The following is a 16,947-nucleotide window of genomic DNA, read 5'->3' as shown; positions in this document are numbered from 1 at the left end:
GCGATCAAGCTCTACAATATGGGCTTGCCCGGGCGTTGCCCCCGAACACATAAAGCGGTTCGGAGCCACGGCGGTAGCGGATGGGCCAGAATATGAAAAAATTTGAATCGCTCCGAATGCAGCCTGGGCCGGAAGCGCCAGAGTCAGGATCCGCCCTGCTGGGAGGCAAGTGGAGTGACGTGGATCCGGGCGATGCGCAGCCGGTCCATGGCCGTCACAGTCAGCACGTGTCCGTCCGCCTCCACGCTGTCGCCGACCCGGGGGAGACGGCCCAGCCGGTCGATAACGAACCCGGCCACCGTCTCATAGTGCCCTTCAGGCAGTTCAACCCCGGAAGCCGAAGCGAACTCCTGAAGGATCAGGCCCCCGTCGACGTCTACTGAACCGTTGGCCCTGGTGACATGGTCCTCGGGGTCCGCACCGGCGTCGTACTCGTCGTAGATTTCGCCCACCAGCTCCTCAACGAGGTCCTCCAGGGTGACGATCCCGTCCGTGCCGCCGTATTCGTCCACCACGAGTGCGATGTGCTGGCCCAGCCTCCGCATACGTGACAGGGAGGGCACCACCTTGTTGGTTCCCGGCAGCGGGAGGAGCTCCCGGACGATGTCCCGCACCAGCCCGTCGTCGTAGTTTGCATCCCGGGGCATAAGGTCCCGCAGATGGATGAAGCCGAGGACGTCATCGGGTGTTTTGTCGATGACGGGATAGCGGGAGTACGGGCCGTCCCGGACCATGCTGCGGGCGGCGGCGATGGTGAGGTTGCCGTTGATGAAGGTCACCTCGGTTCGCGGGCGCATCACCTCCTGCAGCGAGCGTTCCCCGGCCCCGAAGACGTCCGAAAGGATAATGCGGCTGTGTTCTTCCAGCGCCTCGCTCTCGGCCACCATGTCCCAGAGTTCTTCCGAGGTGACGCTTTCCTGCTTTGCGTTCGGGTCGCCGCCGAGAAGCCTCACGACGGCGTCCGTGGACACAGAGAGCAGCCAGACGGCGGGCCGCATGATCTCGGAAAGGACATGCAGGGGAGGGCCAAGGAGTCTGGTGAAGCCGACGGCGCTTTGCATGGCGAGCCTCTTGGGTACCAGTTCCCCCAGCACCAGGGAGAGGTAGGCCACGAGGAGCGTCATGCCGATGAATGAGACGGGCTCGGCCGCGGCACCGAAGCCGATGCCCCGCAGGAGGGGTTCGACGTCGGGCGCGATCGTCGAGGCGCCATAGGCCGCCGAGAAGAAGCCGGACAGGGTCACGCCGATCTGCACTGTTGAGAGGAACCGGTTGGGGTTCCCGGCCAGTGCTGCAATCCGGGCGCCGCGTTTTCCTGACTTCTCCATCCGGCGCACCTGGCTCTCGCGGAGGGACACCAGAGCCATTTCGGTGCCGGAGAAGACGCCGCCCAGCAGCACAAAGAAGAGGACCAACAGAAAATTGGCCAGGGTGTCGCTGTCCATGATCAGACACTACCCAATGGCACTGCCGGTTGGGGTGCGCACGGAACGCGCGCAGGCACACGGCCGGTAGGATCTAAAGATCGCCGGAGGGCCGGCCACAGTTTTGGGGGAAACATCGTGGGAATCAATCCTTTCCGCCGTGCCATAGGCACATTGCTCGTCGCGGGGGCAGCGGCGCTGCTGTCACCGCCACCGGCGAATGCCGCGACTCCTGCCTCCGCTGACCCGACGGTGATTGATACGCCGGGCCAGCCGTTGGGCGTAGTGGCAGCACCGGACGGTTTGTTGTATGTCAGCGACTACAGCCCGGCAGGGGGTGTCAGCGTCTTCAAGCCAGGGGAGACTAAAGCGGCCAGGCAGATCCAGGCGGGCCTTTTTTCAACCTCGATAGCCATGACTTCGGACGGCACCCTGTATGTGCTCCAAAACAGCGAAGATATGCACACCGAGATCGGCGTTGTTGAGCCCGGCGCAAACGAAGTTTCAGAAACCATTCCGCTCGCCCGCGGCATGCACTGGCTGACGGCAGCGCCGGACGGTTCGCTGTACGTGGCCAGCCCGTTTGAAGGCACGGTGTCTGTGGTCCTGCCCGGGCAGGCGCGCGTTGAACGCGTCGTCGAGGCCGGGCCCTATCCTGTGGAGGTCACTGTGGCGAAGGACGGAACCGCCTACGCCACAAATCAGCACGCCGGCACCGTCACCGTGGTGCCCGGTGGTGCATCCGGCCCCTCCCGCACCATCGATATGGGCAGGACGTCGAGCCCGCACGGGATTGCTGCAGCGACGGACGGAACGGTGTACGTGGCAAATGTCCTTTCGAATGACGTTGCAGTCATTGAACCGGGCGCCACAGAGGTGGCGCGGAGGATCCGCGTGGGCCGCGAACCGCAGGAAGTGGTGGCTGCGCCGGACGGAACGGTATACGTGACGAACGCTGGGGACAATACGGTTTCCGTCATCCAGGCGGGAACAGACAGGGTGGCCGAAACGGTCCCGACGGGGGAAGACCCGGCAGGTTGGCAGTCATGGCGGACGGCTCAGTGGCGGTAGTGAATCGGGGCGATAAATCACTTACAGTGATCGACGGCGGGTTGCAGGGTCCCTCTCCCGAGGCACCCACGGCCGACGAGAATACTGGCTCCACGGGAACCGGCGGGCCCTTTGATGCCGACGCAGTTCCCTCTGGCGGCGCTTTTTCTGCCGCGCCTCCGGCCATCGCGGCAGGGGCCGCGACATTGTTGCTTATGGGGGCTGCCGTTCTCGTCGTCGTGCTGCGGAGGCGCAGAGCCGAACCGGCGGCGGATCCGGCAACGGACTGGACCTGGGACTAATACCGGGGCGGTAGCCGGGCACAGCCGCGAGCTTTGGCTCCGCGTCTAAAGCCTGTCTGCCAGCGACCGGCCCACGGTCCGGCCGGTGAAGAGGCAGCCGCCCAGGAAAGTGCCTTCCAGCGCGTTGTAGCCGTGGGCTCCGCCGCCGCCAAACCCGGCTGCCTCGCCGGCGGCGTAAAGGCCAGGGATGGGGGAGCCGTCCTGGCCGAGGGCCTGGCCAGTGAGATCAGTCTGGATGCCGCCCAACGTTTTCCGGGTGAGAACGTGCAGCCGCACGGCGATCAGCGGTCCTGCCGCGGGGTCCAGGATGCGGTGCGGCTTCACTGTGCGGAACAGCCGGTCCCCGAGGTAGCGGCGGCTGTTGTGGATGCCCGTGACCTGGATGTCCTTGGAATAGCGGTTCTGGACTTCCGCGTCGCGTTCCTCGATCTGGCGGCGAAGGTGCTGGTAGTCCAGGAGCGGCTCGTCGGTGAGGCCGTTCATGCCCTTGACCAGCTCGGCCAGGTCGCTGGCGACAACGAAATCCGCGCCGTGGTCCTTGAACGCTTCGATGGGAGCAGGGGCGCCGCGGCCCAGCCGGGCTTTGAGCAGCAGTTTCAGGTCCCGGTTGGTGATGTCCGGGTTCTGCTCGGAGCCGGAGAGGGCGAATTCCTTTTCGATGATTTTCTGGGTGAGGATGAACCAGGAATGGCTGTACTGCTGGATATCCGGGGTGGTCCGCAGCAGCTTGAGAGTGCCCAGTGTGTCGTAGCCGGGCAGGCCGGGTGCGGGGAGCCGGCGGCCCAGGGCATCGAACCAGAGCGACGACGGCCCGGGCAGGATCCGGATGGCGTGGTCCGGCCAGATGGGGTTCCAGTTCTGGATTCCTTCCGTGTAGTGCCACATGCGGTCGCGGTTGACCAGCCGGACGCCTGCCTGGTCTGCGATGTCCAGCATCCGCCCGTCCACGTGTTGCGGCACGCCGGTGATCATCTTCCGTGGTGGAGTGCCGAGGCGCTGCGGCCACCATTTGCGGACCTGATCGTGGTTGCCGCCGATGCCTCCGCTGGCGATGACCACGGCCTGGGCGTGCAGCTCGAATTCTCCAGCAACGTCCCGGTTGGAGGCCACGCCGCGCGGCGACGAATCGGGCGTCAGGATGCTGCCGCGCACTCCGGTGACCCTGCCGCCGTCGAACATTAAACCGTCCACACGGTGGCGGAAAAAGAACTTTACCCACCCCGTCAACGCAGCAGCCCGCGCCTTGCTGGCAAAGGGTTCGGAGACGCCGGTGCCCGTTCCCCACGGGACGTGGAATCTCGGGACCGAGTTGCCATGGCCACCGGCCCTGCCGTCGCCGCGTTCGGCCCAGCCCACCAGCGGGGTGAATTTGATGCCCTGCTCCTGCAGCCAGGGGCGCTTCTCGCCGGCCGCGAACTCGACATAAGCGCGTCCCCACTGTTGCGCCCATTCGTCTTCGGGATGCTCGCCGCCGAGCCGGTCCCACTGCGCCGAGCCCTGCCAGTCCTGCCACGCCAGCTCAAAGGAATCCTTCACCCGAAGCCGGCGCTGCATGGGCGTGTCCACCAGGAAGAGCCCGCCAAGGGACCAGTACGCCTGACCGCCCAGGTTTGCGCCGTTCTCCTGGTCGAGGATGGCCACGCGCTTGCCGGCCATCACAAGTTCGTTGCTGGCCACCAGCCCGGCCAGGCCGCCGCCGATGATAATGACGTCCGCGTCCATCAAATGCTTCCTCCGACTAAGGTCGCCAAGCGGTGACAAAGCCGCCGCGGGAATGGTCGTGCGGGGGCTGCCGCCCTGCCTCAACGGGGTCAACGGGGTCTATGCGGTCAGCGGGGTCAGCCGGACTGAGCGACAACGTGCGCCCGTATGTTTCGCAGAGGTCCTGGACCGCGTGCCCCTTGCAGTGCCACCCTGCCCCTGTCAGCAGTTCCTCCGGGTCCGGCGGGTCCGCCCGGGCCAGGAGCTTGCTCATGGGCAGCCCGGTCTGCAGGCTGAAGTCGCGCAGCTTGGCCTCGAAGTCCTCGGTCTTGGGCAGCGGTACGGCACGCTCCATCACGGCGCGTGAGCCTGGACCCGACAGCTCCATCACCTCTGCCAGCACAGCTTTTTGAGCCGCGGAATCGAGGTAGGGGAGCAGCCCTTCGAGGACCCAGGTGGTGGGCTGGCGGGGGTCGAACCCCACCGCCAGGAGGAGTGCCCGCCACGGCTCGGACAGGTCGGCGGCCAGGGTGATGAGCTCGCACGACGGCGGCGGCGACAGGTGTGCAAGCACGCCGGCCTTGAAGTCCAGGACGTTGGCGTGGTCGATTTCAAAGACCCGGCTTCCCGCGGGCCAGTCCAGCCGGTGGCTGCGCGTGTCCAGCCCTGCTCCGAGCACCACAGTCTGCGCGGTGGCAGGGGCGGACTGGAGGAAGTCGTCGATGAACCTGGTCCGCACACCGATGTAAATGGAGGCCAGAAGGAGAGGCTGCTGCAAAGGCGACACACCCTCGGAATGGGAAGGCCACGCCGTCGGGAAATCCACGTGCGAATGGGCCGCCTCTACGAGCGCGGCAGCGAACTGGTCCTTCACCAGGGCATCGGGCCGGGAGGTTTCCACGGCCCGGCCAGCAGCCACGGCGAGCGCGGTCAATGACACGCCCTGGTCCTCGAACTCCGTCATGTGGTGCCCCTCCTGGGAGTGGTCAATTCTCTGACACGGAGCCTACCCCCGGGGACCGACACTCTCCTCCTGCTTCGCTCACAGCATGGCGCACGGCCACCCATACAACACCGGCCCCGCTCCGAAGACTAGGTGAGCGAGCTCCGCTGAAAGGACCAAACGCATGAACGAGAAGAGCCGGAAGGCACTCATCAGCATCCCCATCGCCGTGGTGGCGGGGGTGCTCATCGCCTTGGCCGGAAGCCATGGCGGCTCCACGATCGGCGGGCTGCCGGTGTTCGCGCTGGGCGTGGCTGCCGCGTTCGTGATCCAGTGGCTGGTGTTCGTTCCGTCCTACAAGGCGCAGACGGAAAAGTTCTACGACCTCACCGGTGCCCTGACCTATATCGCCATTACGGTGTTCCTGGTGCTGGCGAGCCCGGGTGTGGATGCGCGCGGACTGCTGCTGGCGGCCATGGTGGTCCTCTGGGCGGCCCGGCTTGGCAGTTACCTGTTCCGGCGGGTGATGAAGCACGGCAAGGACGACCGCTTCGACGAGCTCAAGGCTGACTTTGCCCGTTTCCTGAACACCTGGACCCTCCAGGGACTGTGGGTGGTGCTCACCGCAGCCCTCGCTTGGGTGGCCATCACCTCGGACAAGAAGGTGGGCCTGGACGGGTTCTTCTGGGTGGGGCTGCTGGTGTGGGCGCTGGGTATCGCGCTGGAGACGGTGGCGGACGCCCAGAAGACCCGCTTCAAGGCCGACCCCGCCAACAAGGGCCGCTTCATCAGCACCGGCCTCTGGTCCAGGTCCCGGCACCCCAACTACTTCGGCGAGATCACGCTCTGGGTGGGCGTGGCCATCATCGCCCTGCCGGTGCTGCAGGGCTGGCAGTGGGTTGCCCTGGTGTCGCCGGTGTTTGTGGCGTTGCTGCTGATCCGGGGCAGCGGCGTGCCGCCCCTTGAGGAGAAGGCGGACAGGAAGTGGGGCGGCCAGCCCGACTATGAGGCCTACAAAAAGGACACCCCGGTCCTGCTTCCGAAGCTCACGTAGCGGGCTGGGATCAGGGCGTACGACGACGGCACCCGGCCGGGTGCCGCCGTCGCTGTTCTTTTTACGGCGGAATTGGCAGCTTTACCTCGATCCGCCCGCGGCCCATGGGTACGGTGTCCTCATGCAGAAGATATCGATTGATGCCCTGGCCCGCCAGCAACTCGAAGCGGCCGTGTCCGGATCCAGTGGGCGCGCTTCGGACACAGTGTTCGGCGGCCACGAGAAGAGGCTGCGGCAGACCGTCATGGCCTTCCGCGCCGGCACCCAGCTCAGCGAACACCTGAACCCCGGTGAAGCCACAGTCTTCGTGATCAAGGGATCCGTGTGGCTCAAGTCCGGCGGCGAGGCGTGGCAGGGCAAGGCCGGGGACCTCCTGATCGTCCCGGACGGGATGCACAGCCTGGAGGCCGAGGAGGACTCGGCGGTGCTGTTCACGGCGGTGAAGCTGGACCGGTAAGTCCCCGCCTCACCCTGCGGTGATGAGCTCACACAACACGGCTGCTTCGCTGATTCCGGGCTCCTTGGTGGCAGTCAGCAGCGTCAGGGGACCCTGCCCGGCAAGGGTGCGGAGATGGTCAAGGGCTCTGGCTGCGGCAGGCTCCTGGAGTTCCGTCCGGTAGCGCCGGCTGAACTCATCGAAAAGCCGGGGATCGTGGGCGTACCACTTCCGCAGTTCTGTGGAGGGGGCCACGCTTTTGCACCAGTCATCGAGGTGTGCCCTTTCCTTGGTCAATCCTCGTAGCCAGAGCCGGTCCACGAGGATGCGCGTGCCGTCTGTCGGAAGCGGATCGTCATAGATCCGCCGTACCTTCACTGGATGATGCGTCGCCATGAGCTGGTCCCCTTTCCACCGGCACCCCTAGTGTCGGTTGGCCCGAATGGATGTCGACCAATCGCGCACCAATTCAACCGCTAACTCTTCAGGTGGGCCAGGGCTGGTGCCGAAGGGTTTCCGGCCGGGAACACCGGGCCGGCGTACGGGCGCTTAGCCTGCAGCTCCTCATCCGCTCCGTGGGGGCGGAGCTGCCTGACCATCCAGGGGACAAAGTATGCCCTGGCCCAGGACAGGTCGCTTGCCCTTGCCTGGCGCCAGCTGCTCGCCGGCAGTTCTTTGGGCTCCAGGGGCTGCAGGGTGTGCGGCACGTTGAGGGCTTCCAGTACCGCCATGGCCACGGTGTGATGGCCCAGCGGCGAGAGGTGCAGCCGGTCAGGGTCCCACATCCGGGGGTCCCTGAGTTGGGTCAGCGCCCAGAGGTCTGCGATGAGTGCGCCGTGGCGGGCAGCGAGGGCGCGGACGTTTTCGTTGAAGATGGCCACCTTCGCACGGTTACGGCCCAGGACCAGGGTGGAACCCCAGTCCGGTCCGGTGAACAACACGATCGTAGGGCCTGCCTGAGCCAGCTGGCTTACACCGGCCTCGAGTTTGGCCGCGAGCTTGTCCGGATCAGTCCCGTGGAACACCATGTCGTTTCCGCCGGCTGACAAGGTGACCAGGTCCGGCTGCAGTGCCAGTGCTTTGCCAACCTGCTGGTCCATGATCTGCTGCAGCAACAGGCCGCGGACTGCCAGGTTGGCGTAGCCGAAATCGGACCGGCCGGCAGCCAGTTCTTCGGCAACACGGTCCGCCCACCCCCGCAGTCCTCCTGCGCTCGCCGGTTCCGGATCTCCGACCCCCTCGGTGAAGGAATCACCCAGTGCCACGTAGCGGCTCCACGGGTGCAGCCCGTCCTCAGTGCGCACGGTTTCACTACTGGGGGCATTGTGCTCCAGGGACCGAGGAACCGCTGTGCCGTCGCTGCGAAGAAGGCTCCGGGTAGCAGCCGGGCCACGCCATCTCATCGCCCTGCCTCCCTTCGCTGCGGAAGAACATTCTTATATGGTGATAACCGTTTGACCGGCCGCAATGTTCCCGTAGTGAGATTCCGGTGTACCCAAAGAACTGCCGCAGGTTCCATGCAAGCCCGGAGGTGCCCCCTTGCCGGAAGGCAGCAGGATCTCCGATAGTTATGGGAGGTGGTGCGACCGTGAAGTGCTGTGGAAGAAGCCGGGATGGCCAACGGGGATGTCGAGAATAATGCCGGCTCCGCTGGTCCCGGAGCAGTCACCCTGATTCAGGGGACTTCCTTCTGCATAGCGTCCTCCAACGGGGATATGGCATCGGGTCTCCCTCAGGGGGTGTTCTTCCAGGACACCCGCTTCATCAGTGATTGGGCCCTGAAGGTTCAGGGCCTGCCGGTTGAAGCATTGTCCGCGAGTACTCCGGACCCCTTTCACGGAGTCTTCGTTGGAAGGGCACGCAGGCCCGACCACGCCGATACTTCCCTCCTCATTGACCGGGAACGAAAGCTCGGGACAAGCCTGACGGAGGTAGTCACGGTGCATAACTACTCCCGGACTCCACAGTTATGCCGCGTGGAGCTATTTGTTGACGCCGACTTTGCCAGCCTCTTCGAGGTGAAGGAAGGTAAGCGGGTTCCCCGGCATCGCTCGCGTCGGATGGTGCAGGACGGCGTCACGCTGGAGTCGGTGCGGGACGGCCACACCCGGCGCATCGCCGTCGCCTGCCCCGGCGCCCAAATCGAGGGGGACAGGCTGGTGTTGGCCTCCACCATTGCCGCCCATGGGCACTGGTCCTTCACCGTCTCGGCCACACCCCTGCTGGAAGGGGCAGCCGGGGCCCCGGCCGCCGGCACCGGCGCTCCCGAGGCGGATGCTGTCGAGCGTGTCATGCATTGGCGCAAGTCCATGCCGACGGCCAACCTGCGGAACCGCGCCGTGGAGAAGATCATCAGGCGCAGCCAGGAAGACCTGGGCTCCCTTCGCATTTTCAACCCTGAGCACCCGGACCGCGCCGTGGTTGCTGCAGGGGCACCGTGGTTCATGGCGCTGTTTGGCAGGGACAGCCTCCTCGCTTCGTTTATGTCCCTGCTCCTGGATCCTTCCCTGGCCAAGGGAACCCTCCTGACCCTGGCGGACTACCAGGGCACCAAAATGGATGCAGCCTCGGAAGAAGAGCCCGGGAAAATCCTCCACGAAGTTCGTCTCGGCGCCACCGCCGGGCTCGCACTGGGCGGCAGCGGTGTCTACTACGGGAGCGTCGACGCGACCCCGCTTTTCGTGGTCGTGCTGGCCGAGCTCAGCAGGTGGGGGCTTGACGATGACGCGACCCGTCAGCTTCTTCCCGCAGCAGACAGGGCAATCCGGTGGATGGAGGACTACGGTGACAGCGATGGCGACGGCTTCATCGAGTACCAGCGAAAAACGGAAAAGGGCCTTCGCAACCAAGGCTGGAAGGATTCCGCTGACGGAGTGAATTTCGCCGACGGGTCCCTCGCGGAGCCACCCATCGCCCTCTGCGAAGTCCAAGGGTATGCCTATGCCGCGTACCTCGGCCGGGCGCTGATGGCGATCGCCGCGGGGGACGGAGCCACGGCTGATGCCTGCCTGGCCAAAGCGTCCGTCCTCAAACGAAAATTCAACGACCAGTTCTGGCTGCCGGACCGCGGCTATTACGCGATTGCCCTGGACCGGGACAAGAAACCCGTTGACGCCCTCGCCTCGAATATGGCCCATTGCCTGTGGACCGGAATCGTGGATGACTCCAAGGCGCCGCAAGTGGTGGAACACCTGATGTCCCCCGAAATGTTTACCGGGTGGGGGATACGAACCCTGGCAACGAACATGGGCGCCTACAACCCAGCCAGCTACCACAACGGATCAGTGTGGCCCCACGACAATGCGATCGCCGCTGCAGGGCTTATGCGGCACGGCTTCGTTAAGGAGGCCCGGAAAGTGGCGTACTCCCTGCTGGAGGCGGCCGACCGTTTCGGCGGGCGGCTGCCGGAACTCTTCTGCGGATTGGACCGGGCAGCCTACCCGGAGCCGGTCCCATACCCTGCCTCCTGTTCCCCGCAAGCCTGGGCGTCGGCCGCCCCTGTTCAGCTCATCCGGACGCTCCTGCGGTTCGATCCCGGGCTGCCCTGGGACGAGGTGTGGCTTGCACCCACGCTGCCCCCACACAACACCTACTTCCACTTCGACAACGTCCCCTTTTCCGGCGATGACAACCGGCTCTCGATCCACATCGAGGGGGAAACAGTCGATGTCCGGGGCCTGCCCGAGAACATCAGGCTGCGCCGTGAGCCGCGCCCGCCGCTGAACGAACTGGTCAAGATGCGTTCGGTCCTGGCCGCCGATTGAGGCTGGCGCCGGTCCTGGCGCAGAACCGTCTGAAGCTATCCCTTCGCCGCGTAAGCCTTTGGCGTGGCCAGGCTCGGCAGGTAAGGCGCCGGCCCGTAAACGAGTACCGGCTACTCGTGCCGCACCCGGGGGGTGTTGCATAGGCTTGATGCACAGCGCAGTTGAGATTCACGGCGCTGAGGCTTCCGCCAGTTGAACTTCCTGAGTCCCTCAGGTACCAGGCAGGGGCCGGCGACGAGAGTGTCCGTTCGAGACCGCGGGCACCACCCCCCAGCCGTCGCCGGCTCCTTTCTTTGTTGGCACGCAAGAGGCAGAAGCCTTAGCAGGTACCCGCCGCCGGATAGCCGGCAAGCACGTAGTCCGGCGCTGGAAAACGAGTAAGCCGCATACATGGCCTCGCGCCTAGACTGAGCCATGGATGCGATGCCGGCGGTGTTCCTGATTTTTGGTGTGGCTTTGGCCTGGCTGGGCTTGACCGTATTCGTACTCCTCCGCCTGCGCCGCCGCAGGCGTGGGTCATCGGTGGTAGCAACAGCATCCCCACCAACGGACCCCGTCGTAAACCACGTTCAGAAGCCGTGGCACCGCATCCACCCCGCAACGGCTCACCCGCCGGGGCGGCGGCGCAGATTGGGTGCCAGGGGAATTCGCGGTTGAGCTGCCCGTGGAGTGCCGGCTGAGTATCGCGGGGCTCTCAAATGCAGGTAGTAAATACTCGTGTGCCCGGTGCTGCATGCGCTTTGAATTGCAGGATAGGGAGAACTGTCCCCTGAGGCGACGAAGTCCTGGGAAACCCCCGGAGCAGGGGAACTTCGTGACGCCGCCGGGGCGCAACCGAAGGAGAAATGCCATGACCACAGCACGCGAAATCATGACCGGCGGGGTTGAATGCATTGGTGAAAACGAAACGCTGGAAGCAGCCGCCCGGAAGATGAAGGAACTGAACGTTGGCGCACTGCCTATCTGCGGAGAGGACAACCGGCTCAAAGGCATGATCACGGACCGGGACATCGTCATCAAATGCTTCGCGGAGGGCGGCGATCCGCGAAATGCAAAGGCAGGGGATTTCGGCCAGGGCAAGCCGGTGACCATCGGTGCGGACGATTCGATTGAGGAAGCGATCAGCACCATGCAAGAGCACCAGGTACGTCGGCTGCCGGTCATTGACGGCCATGACCTGGTGGGTATCCTCACCCAGGCGGACATCGCCCGAAACTACCCGGAAGACAGGGTGGGGGAACTCGTGGAGCTGATCTCTTTTTACTGACAGAATCTCGGCCGGCAGCGTGAGCCGGTAGCGTGAACCTGGCTGCCCGGGTCGCCTCAGTGCCGTCCATGGTGGGGCCTTAACGCCGTTACAGCGTGAGGAGTCTCAAACTGTTTAGTGTGACTCTTCGGGTTCCCTAACAGGCCGCGGGCTCTTCCACGTGGACTCGCGGGGGCCCGGCGGGTAGGCCGCAGTCTTGCCGGCCCAAGCGATCGCCAGCGCGGCAAGAACCGGAAGCGCAGCCGCCGCGGGAACCAGCAAAGGCCCGGCAACAACCAGCGCGGCGGAGCCGTAGAGGGCGCCGATGGTGATGCCCAGCTGGATGGTCAGGACCGTCAGCCCGTTGGCCGCGTCCTTGTTTTCACGGCCTGCCCGGAGGATGGCGGACTGGTTGTAGATGCCGATGGCACCCAGCCCCGCGCCCCACACGGTCATCAAAGCCAGGGCGAAGAAGAGGCTGCCACCCACAAACGGCAAGGCAAGCATCGAAGCTGCAATTGCCGCCGTCGTTATCAATAGCGAACGGCGCGGGTGGGAATCCACGGTCATTCCTGCGATCCAGATGCCCAGCAGGCCGGAGACGCCCAGGACGGTAAGGGAGAGGCTGATGGCGTAGTCCGGCAGGCCGGCCTCGCGGATATACGGAGCGATGTAGGTGAAGAGCGCGAAGTGGGCCAGGACAAGCAATGGCCATGCGATGGCCACGGACTTCACGCCGGGCTGGGCGATGGCCGCGCGCATGGAGGGGCGGGCTTCGCCGGCGCCGCGCTTGACAGACGGGAGGAAGAAAAAGCCCAGGACCGCAAGGGCCACACCGAACCCGGCGAGGGCAAGGAACGCCGAGCGCCAGCCGAGGACTGTGCCCAGCGCAGTGCCAATGGGTGCGCCGATAGCCAGGCCCAGGCTGTTGCCGCTGAAGACAATGGCCAGGGCCTTTCCCACCTTGTCCGCAGGGACCACGCGGGCGACGTACGGGGCCATGGTGGTCCAGAGCAGCCCGTGCGCCAGGCCGCCCACCAGCCGTGCCACCATCGCGAAGGTGAAGTCCGGGGCCAGCCCCACCAGGGCGTTGCTCAGCGCAAAGGTCAGGACCAGGGCCACCAGCAACGGCCGCTTCGGGATGTTGGCCAGCAGCCGTGCGGCGGGCACCACCGTAACCACAATGACGGCGGCGTAGGCCGCGGCGAGGTAGCCGGCCACCGGTTCGGACACGTTCAACCCGGTGCTGATCTGGGGGAGCAGGCCGGACGGGAGCAGCTCGGTGGTGATGGCGGTGAAGGCGATGGTGGCCAGGACCATCATGGCGGCCAGCGGGAAACGCTGGGGCGCCGGCGCGGAAATCGCGGAGGACATTAAGGGGTGTTCCATTCAAGGGGGAGGGAGAGTGGAACCGGGCGCTTCTGGCCTAACAGTTCCTCTAACAAGTTTACCCGGTGAACTAAGGGCTTCCGCGCAGGTTCCGGCGTGGCGCAGCGGACATCCAACGGGTGCCGGGGCGGGCTATGCGGTCAGCTCGGCGGCGGCGAAAGACACAGTGAAACGGGCGCACCAGATGCTGACCGAGGTGTAGGCGCCCAGGTCCGTTGCGGCCGGGATGTCATAGTTCTGATTGCCCTTGTTTGCTTTGAGCGCGCCCAGGTCGAGATAGCGGCCGTCGTCGAACAGATACCAGCCAGCTATTCCCTCTACCACCGGTGCGTCACTGAGCCATACCCGGAGATCCGGACCGTCTGAGGTGTCAAGGCCTTCGAAGCGCAGGATCCGGCTTCCATCAGGGAGCTCGAGGATCTTCACCGTTCCCGAGCTGGCGTGTTCGTGGCTGATGAGTTGGCCTGTTGCCAGTTCCCGCGGAGCGGCGACGGCGGAAGGTGCGGGGCCCGCGGAGGGCGTGGTACCGGCGGAAGGCGCAGCGCCCGCGGCCGGTGTGGAGGGCGCTCCCGTGGGCCCCTGCGACTGCGAGGCCGGGGTGGGGGCAACCGGAAGATCCTCGATAACCGTTGAGCTGGTGAAGATCCGCCAGGGCTGGAACAGGTAGAGGCCCACGGCCACCACGATGGCGCCAATGAGAAGCGCAGCCGGGATGATTATGCGCTTTCTCATAACCTGTCAACGCCCGGCCGAAGGGCGCCGTTCCGGCCTGGATAGCCGTTCGCCAAGGAGCTGCCCGGCGCGTCCCCGACGGCCGCCCGGTCCGGGGAAGCATCCTCAACCGTGACCGTCCCGGCGTCGCCATCCACGAGGATCCGCTGGCCGGTGGCCAGCCGCTGCGTGGCCACGCCGGTACCAAGGACGGCGGGAATGCCGTACTCGCGGGCCACGATGGAGCTGTGGCTCAGCGGACCGCCCACGTCGGTGACCACGGCGGAAGCCATCGCGAACAGCGATGTCCACGCGGGCGTGGTGATGCGGGCCACCAGGACGTCGCCGGGCTGCATGGTGCCGAAGTCCTGGGGACCCGTCAGGACGCGGGCGGGAGCAGTAACCTTGCCCGCACTTGCTCCCACGCCCTTGATCACGCCGCCGGGCTTTTGCCGGGGGCCGGCCGGCATCATGGATCCGAAGGCCTTGTCCATCCAGCGGCTCTCGGGAAGCATCTGCGGTGCGGCGGCCTTCGCCTGGCCCCGCCACAGCATCCTGCGTTCCTCCACGGCGGCGGCACGGACGGGCCGCCCGGCTCCGGCAATAACGACGGCGGCCCGCGCGCCCGGCGCGGCAAGGCCGAACTCCACCGCGCTCCGCAGCTCCTGGTGCCGGAGCCAAAACACGTCGTCCGGAGCAGCGATGACGCCGGAGCCCACCAGCCGCTGCCCGAGTTCGAGCAGCATTTGCCGCAGCAGCGGCCAGGCCAGGCCGACGTCGGCCAGCGCGTCCTCGCGGATCGGTGCTGTGTCCTGCGCCCACCGGAGCAGACGGAGGAAGGCGGCCCGGCGGCGCGGCCCCAGCCGCGCGGCCATCTGCTCAGTGAGCGATTCCCGGCGCTCGGTCAGCAGCCGCTGCCGCTCATGCGGATCTATGCCCTGCCCGCCCAGGTAGAACTTCACCGTTTCCAGCAGGGCGGACGGATCGTCAGCAGGTACCGGGCTGGCGAAATCAAGGTTGTAGACTCCATGGCCGTAGAGGGCCAGATGCTCCTTGAACGCGAAACGCCATTCCTGCCACAGGCCATCGTTCACCCCGGCGGGCGGGGTGCCGGTGCGCTGGGACTCGGTGAGCACCGCCGTCGGCTCATCCAGCAGGGCCGACGTCAGCCCGGGATCGCTCCGCGCCCAGCCCGCGAGATCGTACAGGGACTTCTCCGCCTGAATGGGTTGGCTGTCGAAGCCCAGCAGCAACGTCTGGGCCGGGGGATCGCCGTCGCGCCGGACCAGCTTGTCGTAGAAGGCCCGGAAGGCGATCTCGCTGGTGGCCGCGAGCGGAATGATGGACTGCACGGCCGTGTAGTACACGGTTCCGGCGTCGAGCAACGCCTGCACTCCCGCCAGCAGTTCCTCGCCCGTCAGCCCCGCCGTCGGCCTGGCCGCCCAGTCCTTGATCACCTTCACGTACCGCGGGTGCGAAAACCCCCGCCAGCCGGCCACTCCCATATGCGCCTTGCCGCGGGCCAGGGCACCAAGGGCCTTTGGCGTCCTGGCCATCATCCGGCGCATGCCCGAGTTGCGGTAATAGTAATAGGCGTAGCCGTTGATGGTGGGCAGTCCCACGTCGCCGTCGCGGATGACGTTCCTGCCCAGGGCCTCGGCCATCAGGGCGTTTAGCGACCGCGCCACGGAGCCGTCAATCATGTCGGCGAACAGCGGAGTGAGCGGGTCCGGCAGCTGTTCCACAATGCTCGCCCGGAAGTAGAGCCCGTCCGGATAGGGCAGGGGCCACGTGTCCGGGGTGTCGGCCGCCGGCTCGGGCAGCGCCGTGATGGGCCGGGACTGCAGCATGTAGAACCGGCCACCGGCCCGCGCCCACTCGATGTCCTGCGGGGCACCGAAATGGGCGGCGATCTGCCGGCCGTAGCTGGCCAGCTGGGCGGCTGCTCGGTCACCAAGCACCGGCGTACGACGGCGGGCTTCCGCCACCGGCTGCTCCTGCGTTCCGTTCTCCGCGTAGACGGTCATAACGTCCTTGTCGGCTGTCTGCCGCGACAGCACCGTGCCGGTCGCCGCGTCGACCACTAGGTCATCCGTGGTGACCGTTCCGCCCACCACCGATTCGCCCAAGCCCCACGCGGCACTGATCACCGTCTGGTCCCGCCGCCCGTTCGTGGGGTTGGCGGTGAACATCACCCCGGAAGCGTCCGCCTCCACCATCTGTTGAATGACGACGGCGAGTCGCACCTGGTCAGGCGCCACGCCTTCGCGGGCACGGTAGGCCATGGCGCGCGCCGTCCAGAGCGAAGCCCAGCAGTCGATCACGGCTTTAGTCAGCGCCTGCATGCCGCGGACGTTCAGGTAGGTGTCCTGCTGCCCGGCGAAACTGGCGGAGGCCAGGTCCTCGGCGGTGGCCGAGGAACGGACCGCCACTGAAGCGTCCCCGCCGAGGCGCCCGTAGGCTTCGGCGAGTTCGGCCGCAATCCCTGCCGGCACAGTGCCGCCGTGGAACAGTGACCTGATCCGCTCCGAGGCCTCCTCATACTCCTGGGGCGACGCTTGCGGCGGGAGCGTGGCCAAATCCTGGATGGCGGCGTCGAGCTGGTTTTCGTGGACGAAGTGCGAGTAGGCGGCAGTGGTGAGGACAAACCCCGGCGGGACCGGCAGGCCGGCCTGGATGAGGCCGCCAAGGCCCACGGCCTTGCCGCCGGCCCCGGCTAGGTCGCCCTGTCCAACATCGGCCAAATCGGTGATAAAGCTCATGAGCGAGTCCTTGCTGCCTGGATGGGGTGCCTGGAGTGAACTGGTTCTCCACATACTGGCACTGCAGCGGGCGGGTGGCCATAACTTCCGGGCGTGGCCCGTTCATCGGGGACTGCTGGCAGGGCGGAACGGCGGTCGCCAGGGCCTCGGCTGGACTTAACCGCA

The 16,947-nt window shown here is 66.1% G+C and carries 13 protein-coding genes; 5 read left to right on the top strand and 8 right to left on the bottom strand.

Annotated elements, in window-relative coordinates; translation table 11 throughout:
* Positions 1–143: 143 nt before the first annotated feature.
* Positions 144–1,445, bottom strand: coding sequence for a hemolysin family protein (locus QF038_RS15740; RefSeq protein ID WP_307611108.1), 1,302 nt, complete (start codon positions 1,443–1,445; stop codon positions 144–146).
* Positions 1,446–1,562: 117 nt separating this feature from the next.
* On the opposite strand from QF038_RS15740, the gene QF038_RS15735 reads away from it, so the two are divergent.
* Positions 1,563–2,495, top strand: coding sequence for a YncE family protein (locus QF038_RS15735; RefSeq protein WP_307611106.1), 933 nt, complete (start codon positions 1,563–1,565; stop codon positions 2,493–2,495).
* Between the two features lie 326 nt (positions 2,496–2,821).
* Here the strand turns inward: QF038_RS15735 and QF038_RS15730 are convergent, their stop codons facing one another.
* Together QF038_RS15730 and QF038_RS15725 are read right to left on the bottom strand one after the other, a co-directional pair.
* A complete protein-coding gene (locus tag QF038_RS15730; RefSeq protein WP_307611104.1) occupies positions 2,822–4,498 on the bottom strand; it encodes an FAD-binding dehydrogenase in 1,677 nt (558 codons plus the stop codon).
* 16 nt (positions 4,499–4,514) lie between these two features.
* Positions 4,515–5,441 carry an SAM-dependent methyltransferase gene (locus QF038_RS15725; protein WP_307611102.1) on the bottom strand — a complete coding sequence of 309 codons (927 nt, stop codon included), beginning with the start codon at positions 5,439–5,441 and terminating at the stop codon, positions 4,515–4,517.
* A gap of 163 nt (positions 5,442–5,604) precedes the next feature.
* Here QF038_RS15725 and QF038_RS15720 point away from each other — a divergent pair, with 163 nt between their 5' ends.
* Both QF038_RS15720 and QF038_RS15715 read left to right on the top strand, forming a co-directional pair.
* Positions 5,605–6,474 (top strand): DUF1295 domain-containing protein, encoded by an 870-nt coding sequence (locus QF038_RS15720; RefSeq protein WP_307611101.1) that lies wholly within the window; start codon positions 5,605–5,607, stop codon positions 6,472–6,474.
* Between the two features lie 121 nt (positions 6,475–6,595).
* The gene (locus QF038_RS15715; protein WP_050056172.1) at positions 6,596–6,931 is read left to right on the top strand and encodes a cupin domain-containing protein; all 336 of its coding nucleotides are present in this window, start codon (positions 6,596–6,598) and stop codon (positions 6,929–6,931) included.
* A gap of 9 nt (positions 6,932–6,940) precedes the next feature.
* Here QF038_RS15715 and QF038_RS15710 read toward each other — a convergent pair whose 3' ends face one another.
* Positions 6,941–7,306, bottom strand: coding sequence for a DUF488 domain-containing protein (locus QF038_RS15710; protein WP_307611097.1), 366 nt, complete (start codon positions 7,304–7,306; stop codon positions 6,941–6,943).
* A gap of 80 nt (positions 7,307–7,386) precedes the next feature.
* Complete coding sequence (locus QF038_RS15705; RefSeq protein WP_307611095.1) at positions 7,387–8,214, bottom strand: SGNH/GDSL hydrolase family protein; 828 nt, start codon at positions 8,212–8,214, stop codon at positions 7,387–7,389.
* Between the two features lie 309 nt (positions 8,215–8,523).
* On the opposite strand from QF038_RS15705, the gene QF038_RS15700 reads away from it, so the two are divergent.
* Both QF038_RS15700 and QF038_RS15695 read left to right on the top strand, forming a co-directional pair.
* Complete coding sequence (locus QF038_RS15700; protein ID WP_307611093.1) at positions 8,524–10,674, top strand: glycogen debranching N-terminal domain-containing protein; 2,151 nt, start codon at positions 8,524–8,526, stop codon at positions 10,672–10,674.
* An 850-nt stretch (positions 10,675–11,524) separates the two neighbouring features.
* Positions 11,525–11,941 (top strand): CBS domain-containing protein, encoded by a 417-nt coding sequence (locus QF038_RS15695; RefSeq protein WP_307611091.1) that lies wholly within the window; start codon positions 11,525–11,527, stop codon positions 11,939–11,941.
* Positions 11,942–12,055: 114 nt separating this feature from the next.
* On the opposite strand, the gene QF038_RS15690 is transcribed toward QF038_RS15695, so the two are convergent.
* From QF038_RS15690 to QF038_RS15680, 3 genes are all read right to left on the bottom strand, one after another.
* Positions 12,056–13,294, bottom strand: a complete 1,239-nt coding sequence (locus QF038_RS15690) for an MFS transporter (protein WP_307611089.1) — start codon at positions 13,292–13,294, stop codon at positions 12,056–12,058.
* 147 nt (positions 13,295–13,441) lie between these two features.
* Complete coding sequence (locus QF038_RS15685) at positions 13,442–14,041, bottom strand: DM13 domain-containing protein (RefSeq protein WP_307611087.1); 600 nt, start codon at positions 14,039–14,041, stop codon at positions 13,442–13,444.
* Positions 14,038–16,782 (bottom strand): PEP/pyruvate-binding domain-containing protein, encoded by a 2,745-nt coding sequence (locus QF038_RS15680; protein WP_307611085.1) that lies wholly within the window; start codon positions 16,780–16,782, stop codon positions 14,038–14,040. Before QF038_RS15680 ends, QF038_RS15685 begins: the two co-directional genes overlap by 4 nt.
* Positions 16,783–16,947: the final 165 nt, after the last annotated feature.

The organism is Pseudarthrobacter sp. W1I19, assembly GCF_030817835.1.
Classification (GTDB): domain Bacteria; phylum Actinomycetota; class Actinomycetes; order Actinomycetales; family Micrococcaceae; genus Arthrobacter.
Note: the sequence above shows the minus strand (reverse complement) of the source record. Positions and strands in the feature narration are given on the sequence as shown.

What these genes read in the sequence shown, in the direction of transcription:
- QF038_RS15710 (WP_307611097.1), bottom strand. Translation starts at nt 7,306, where the DNA reads ATGGCGACGCATCATCCAGTGAAGGTACGGCGGATCTATGACGATCCG.
- QF038_RS15685 (WP_307611087.1), bottom strand. Translation starts at nt 14,041, where the DNA reads ATGAGAAAGCGCATAATCATCCCGGCTGCGCTTCTCATTGGCGCCATC.
- QF038_RS15720 (WP_307611101.1), top strand. Translation starts at nt 5,605, where the DNA reads ATGAACGAGAAGAGCCGGAAGGCACTCATCAGCATCCCCATCGCCGTG.
- QF038_RS15680 (WP_307611085.1), bottom strand. Translation starts at nt 16,782, where the DNA reads ATGAGCTTTATCACCGATTTGGCCGATGTTGGACAGGGCGACCTAGCC.
- QF038_RS15700 (WP_307611093.1), top strand. Translation starts at nt 8,524, where the DNA reads ATGGCCAACGGGGATGTCGAGAATAATGCCGGCTCCGCTGGTCCCGGA.
- QF038_RS15715 (WP_050056172.1), top strand. Translation starts at nt 6,596, where the DNA reads ATGCAGAAGATATCGATTGATGCCCTGGCCCGCCAGCAACTCGAAGCG.
- QF038_RS15725 (WP_307611102.1), bottom strand. Translation starts at nt 5,441, where the DNA reads ATGACGGAGTTCGAGGACCAGGGCGTGTCATTGACCGCGCTCGCCGTG.
- QF038_RS15695 (WP_307611091.1), top strand. Translation starts at nt 11,525, where the DNA reads ATGACCACAGCACGCGAAATCATGACCGGCGGGGTTGAATGCATTGGT.
- QF038_RS15690 (WP_307611089.1), bottom strand. Translation starts at nt 13,294, where the DNA reads ATGTCCTCCGCGATTTCCGCGCCGGCGCCCCAGCGTTTCCCGCTGGCC.
- QF038_RS15730 (WP_307611104.1), bottom strand. Translation starts at nt 4,498, where the DNA reads ATGGACGCGGACGTCATTATCATCGGCGGCGGCCTGGCCGGGCTGGTG.
- QF038_RS15740 (WP_307611108.1), bottom strand. Translation starts at nt 1,445, where the DNA reads ATGGACAGCGACACCCTGGCCAATTTTCTGTTGGTCCTCTTCTTTGTG.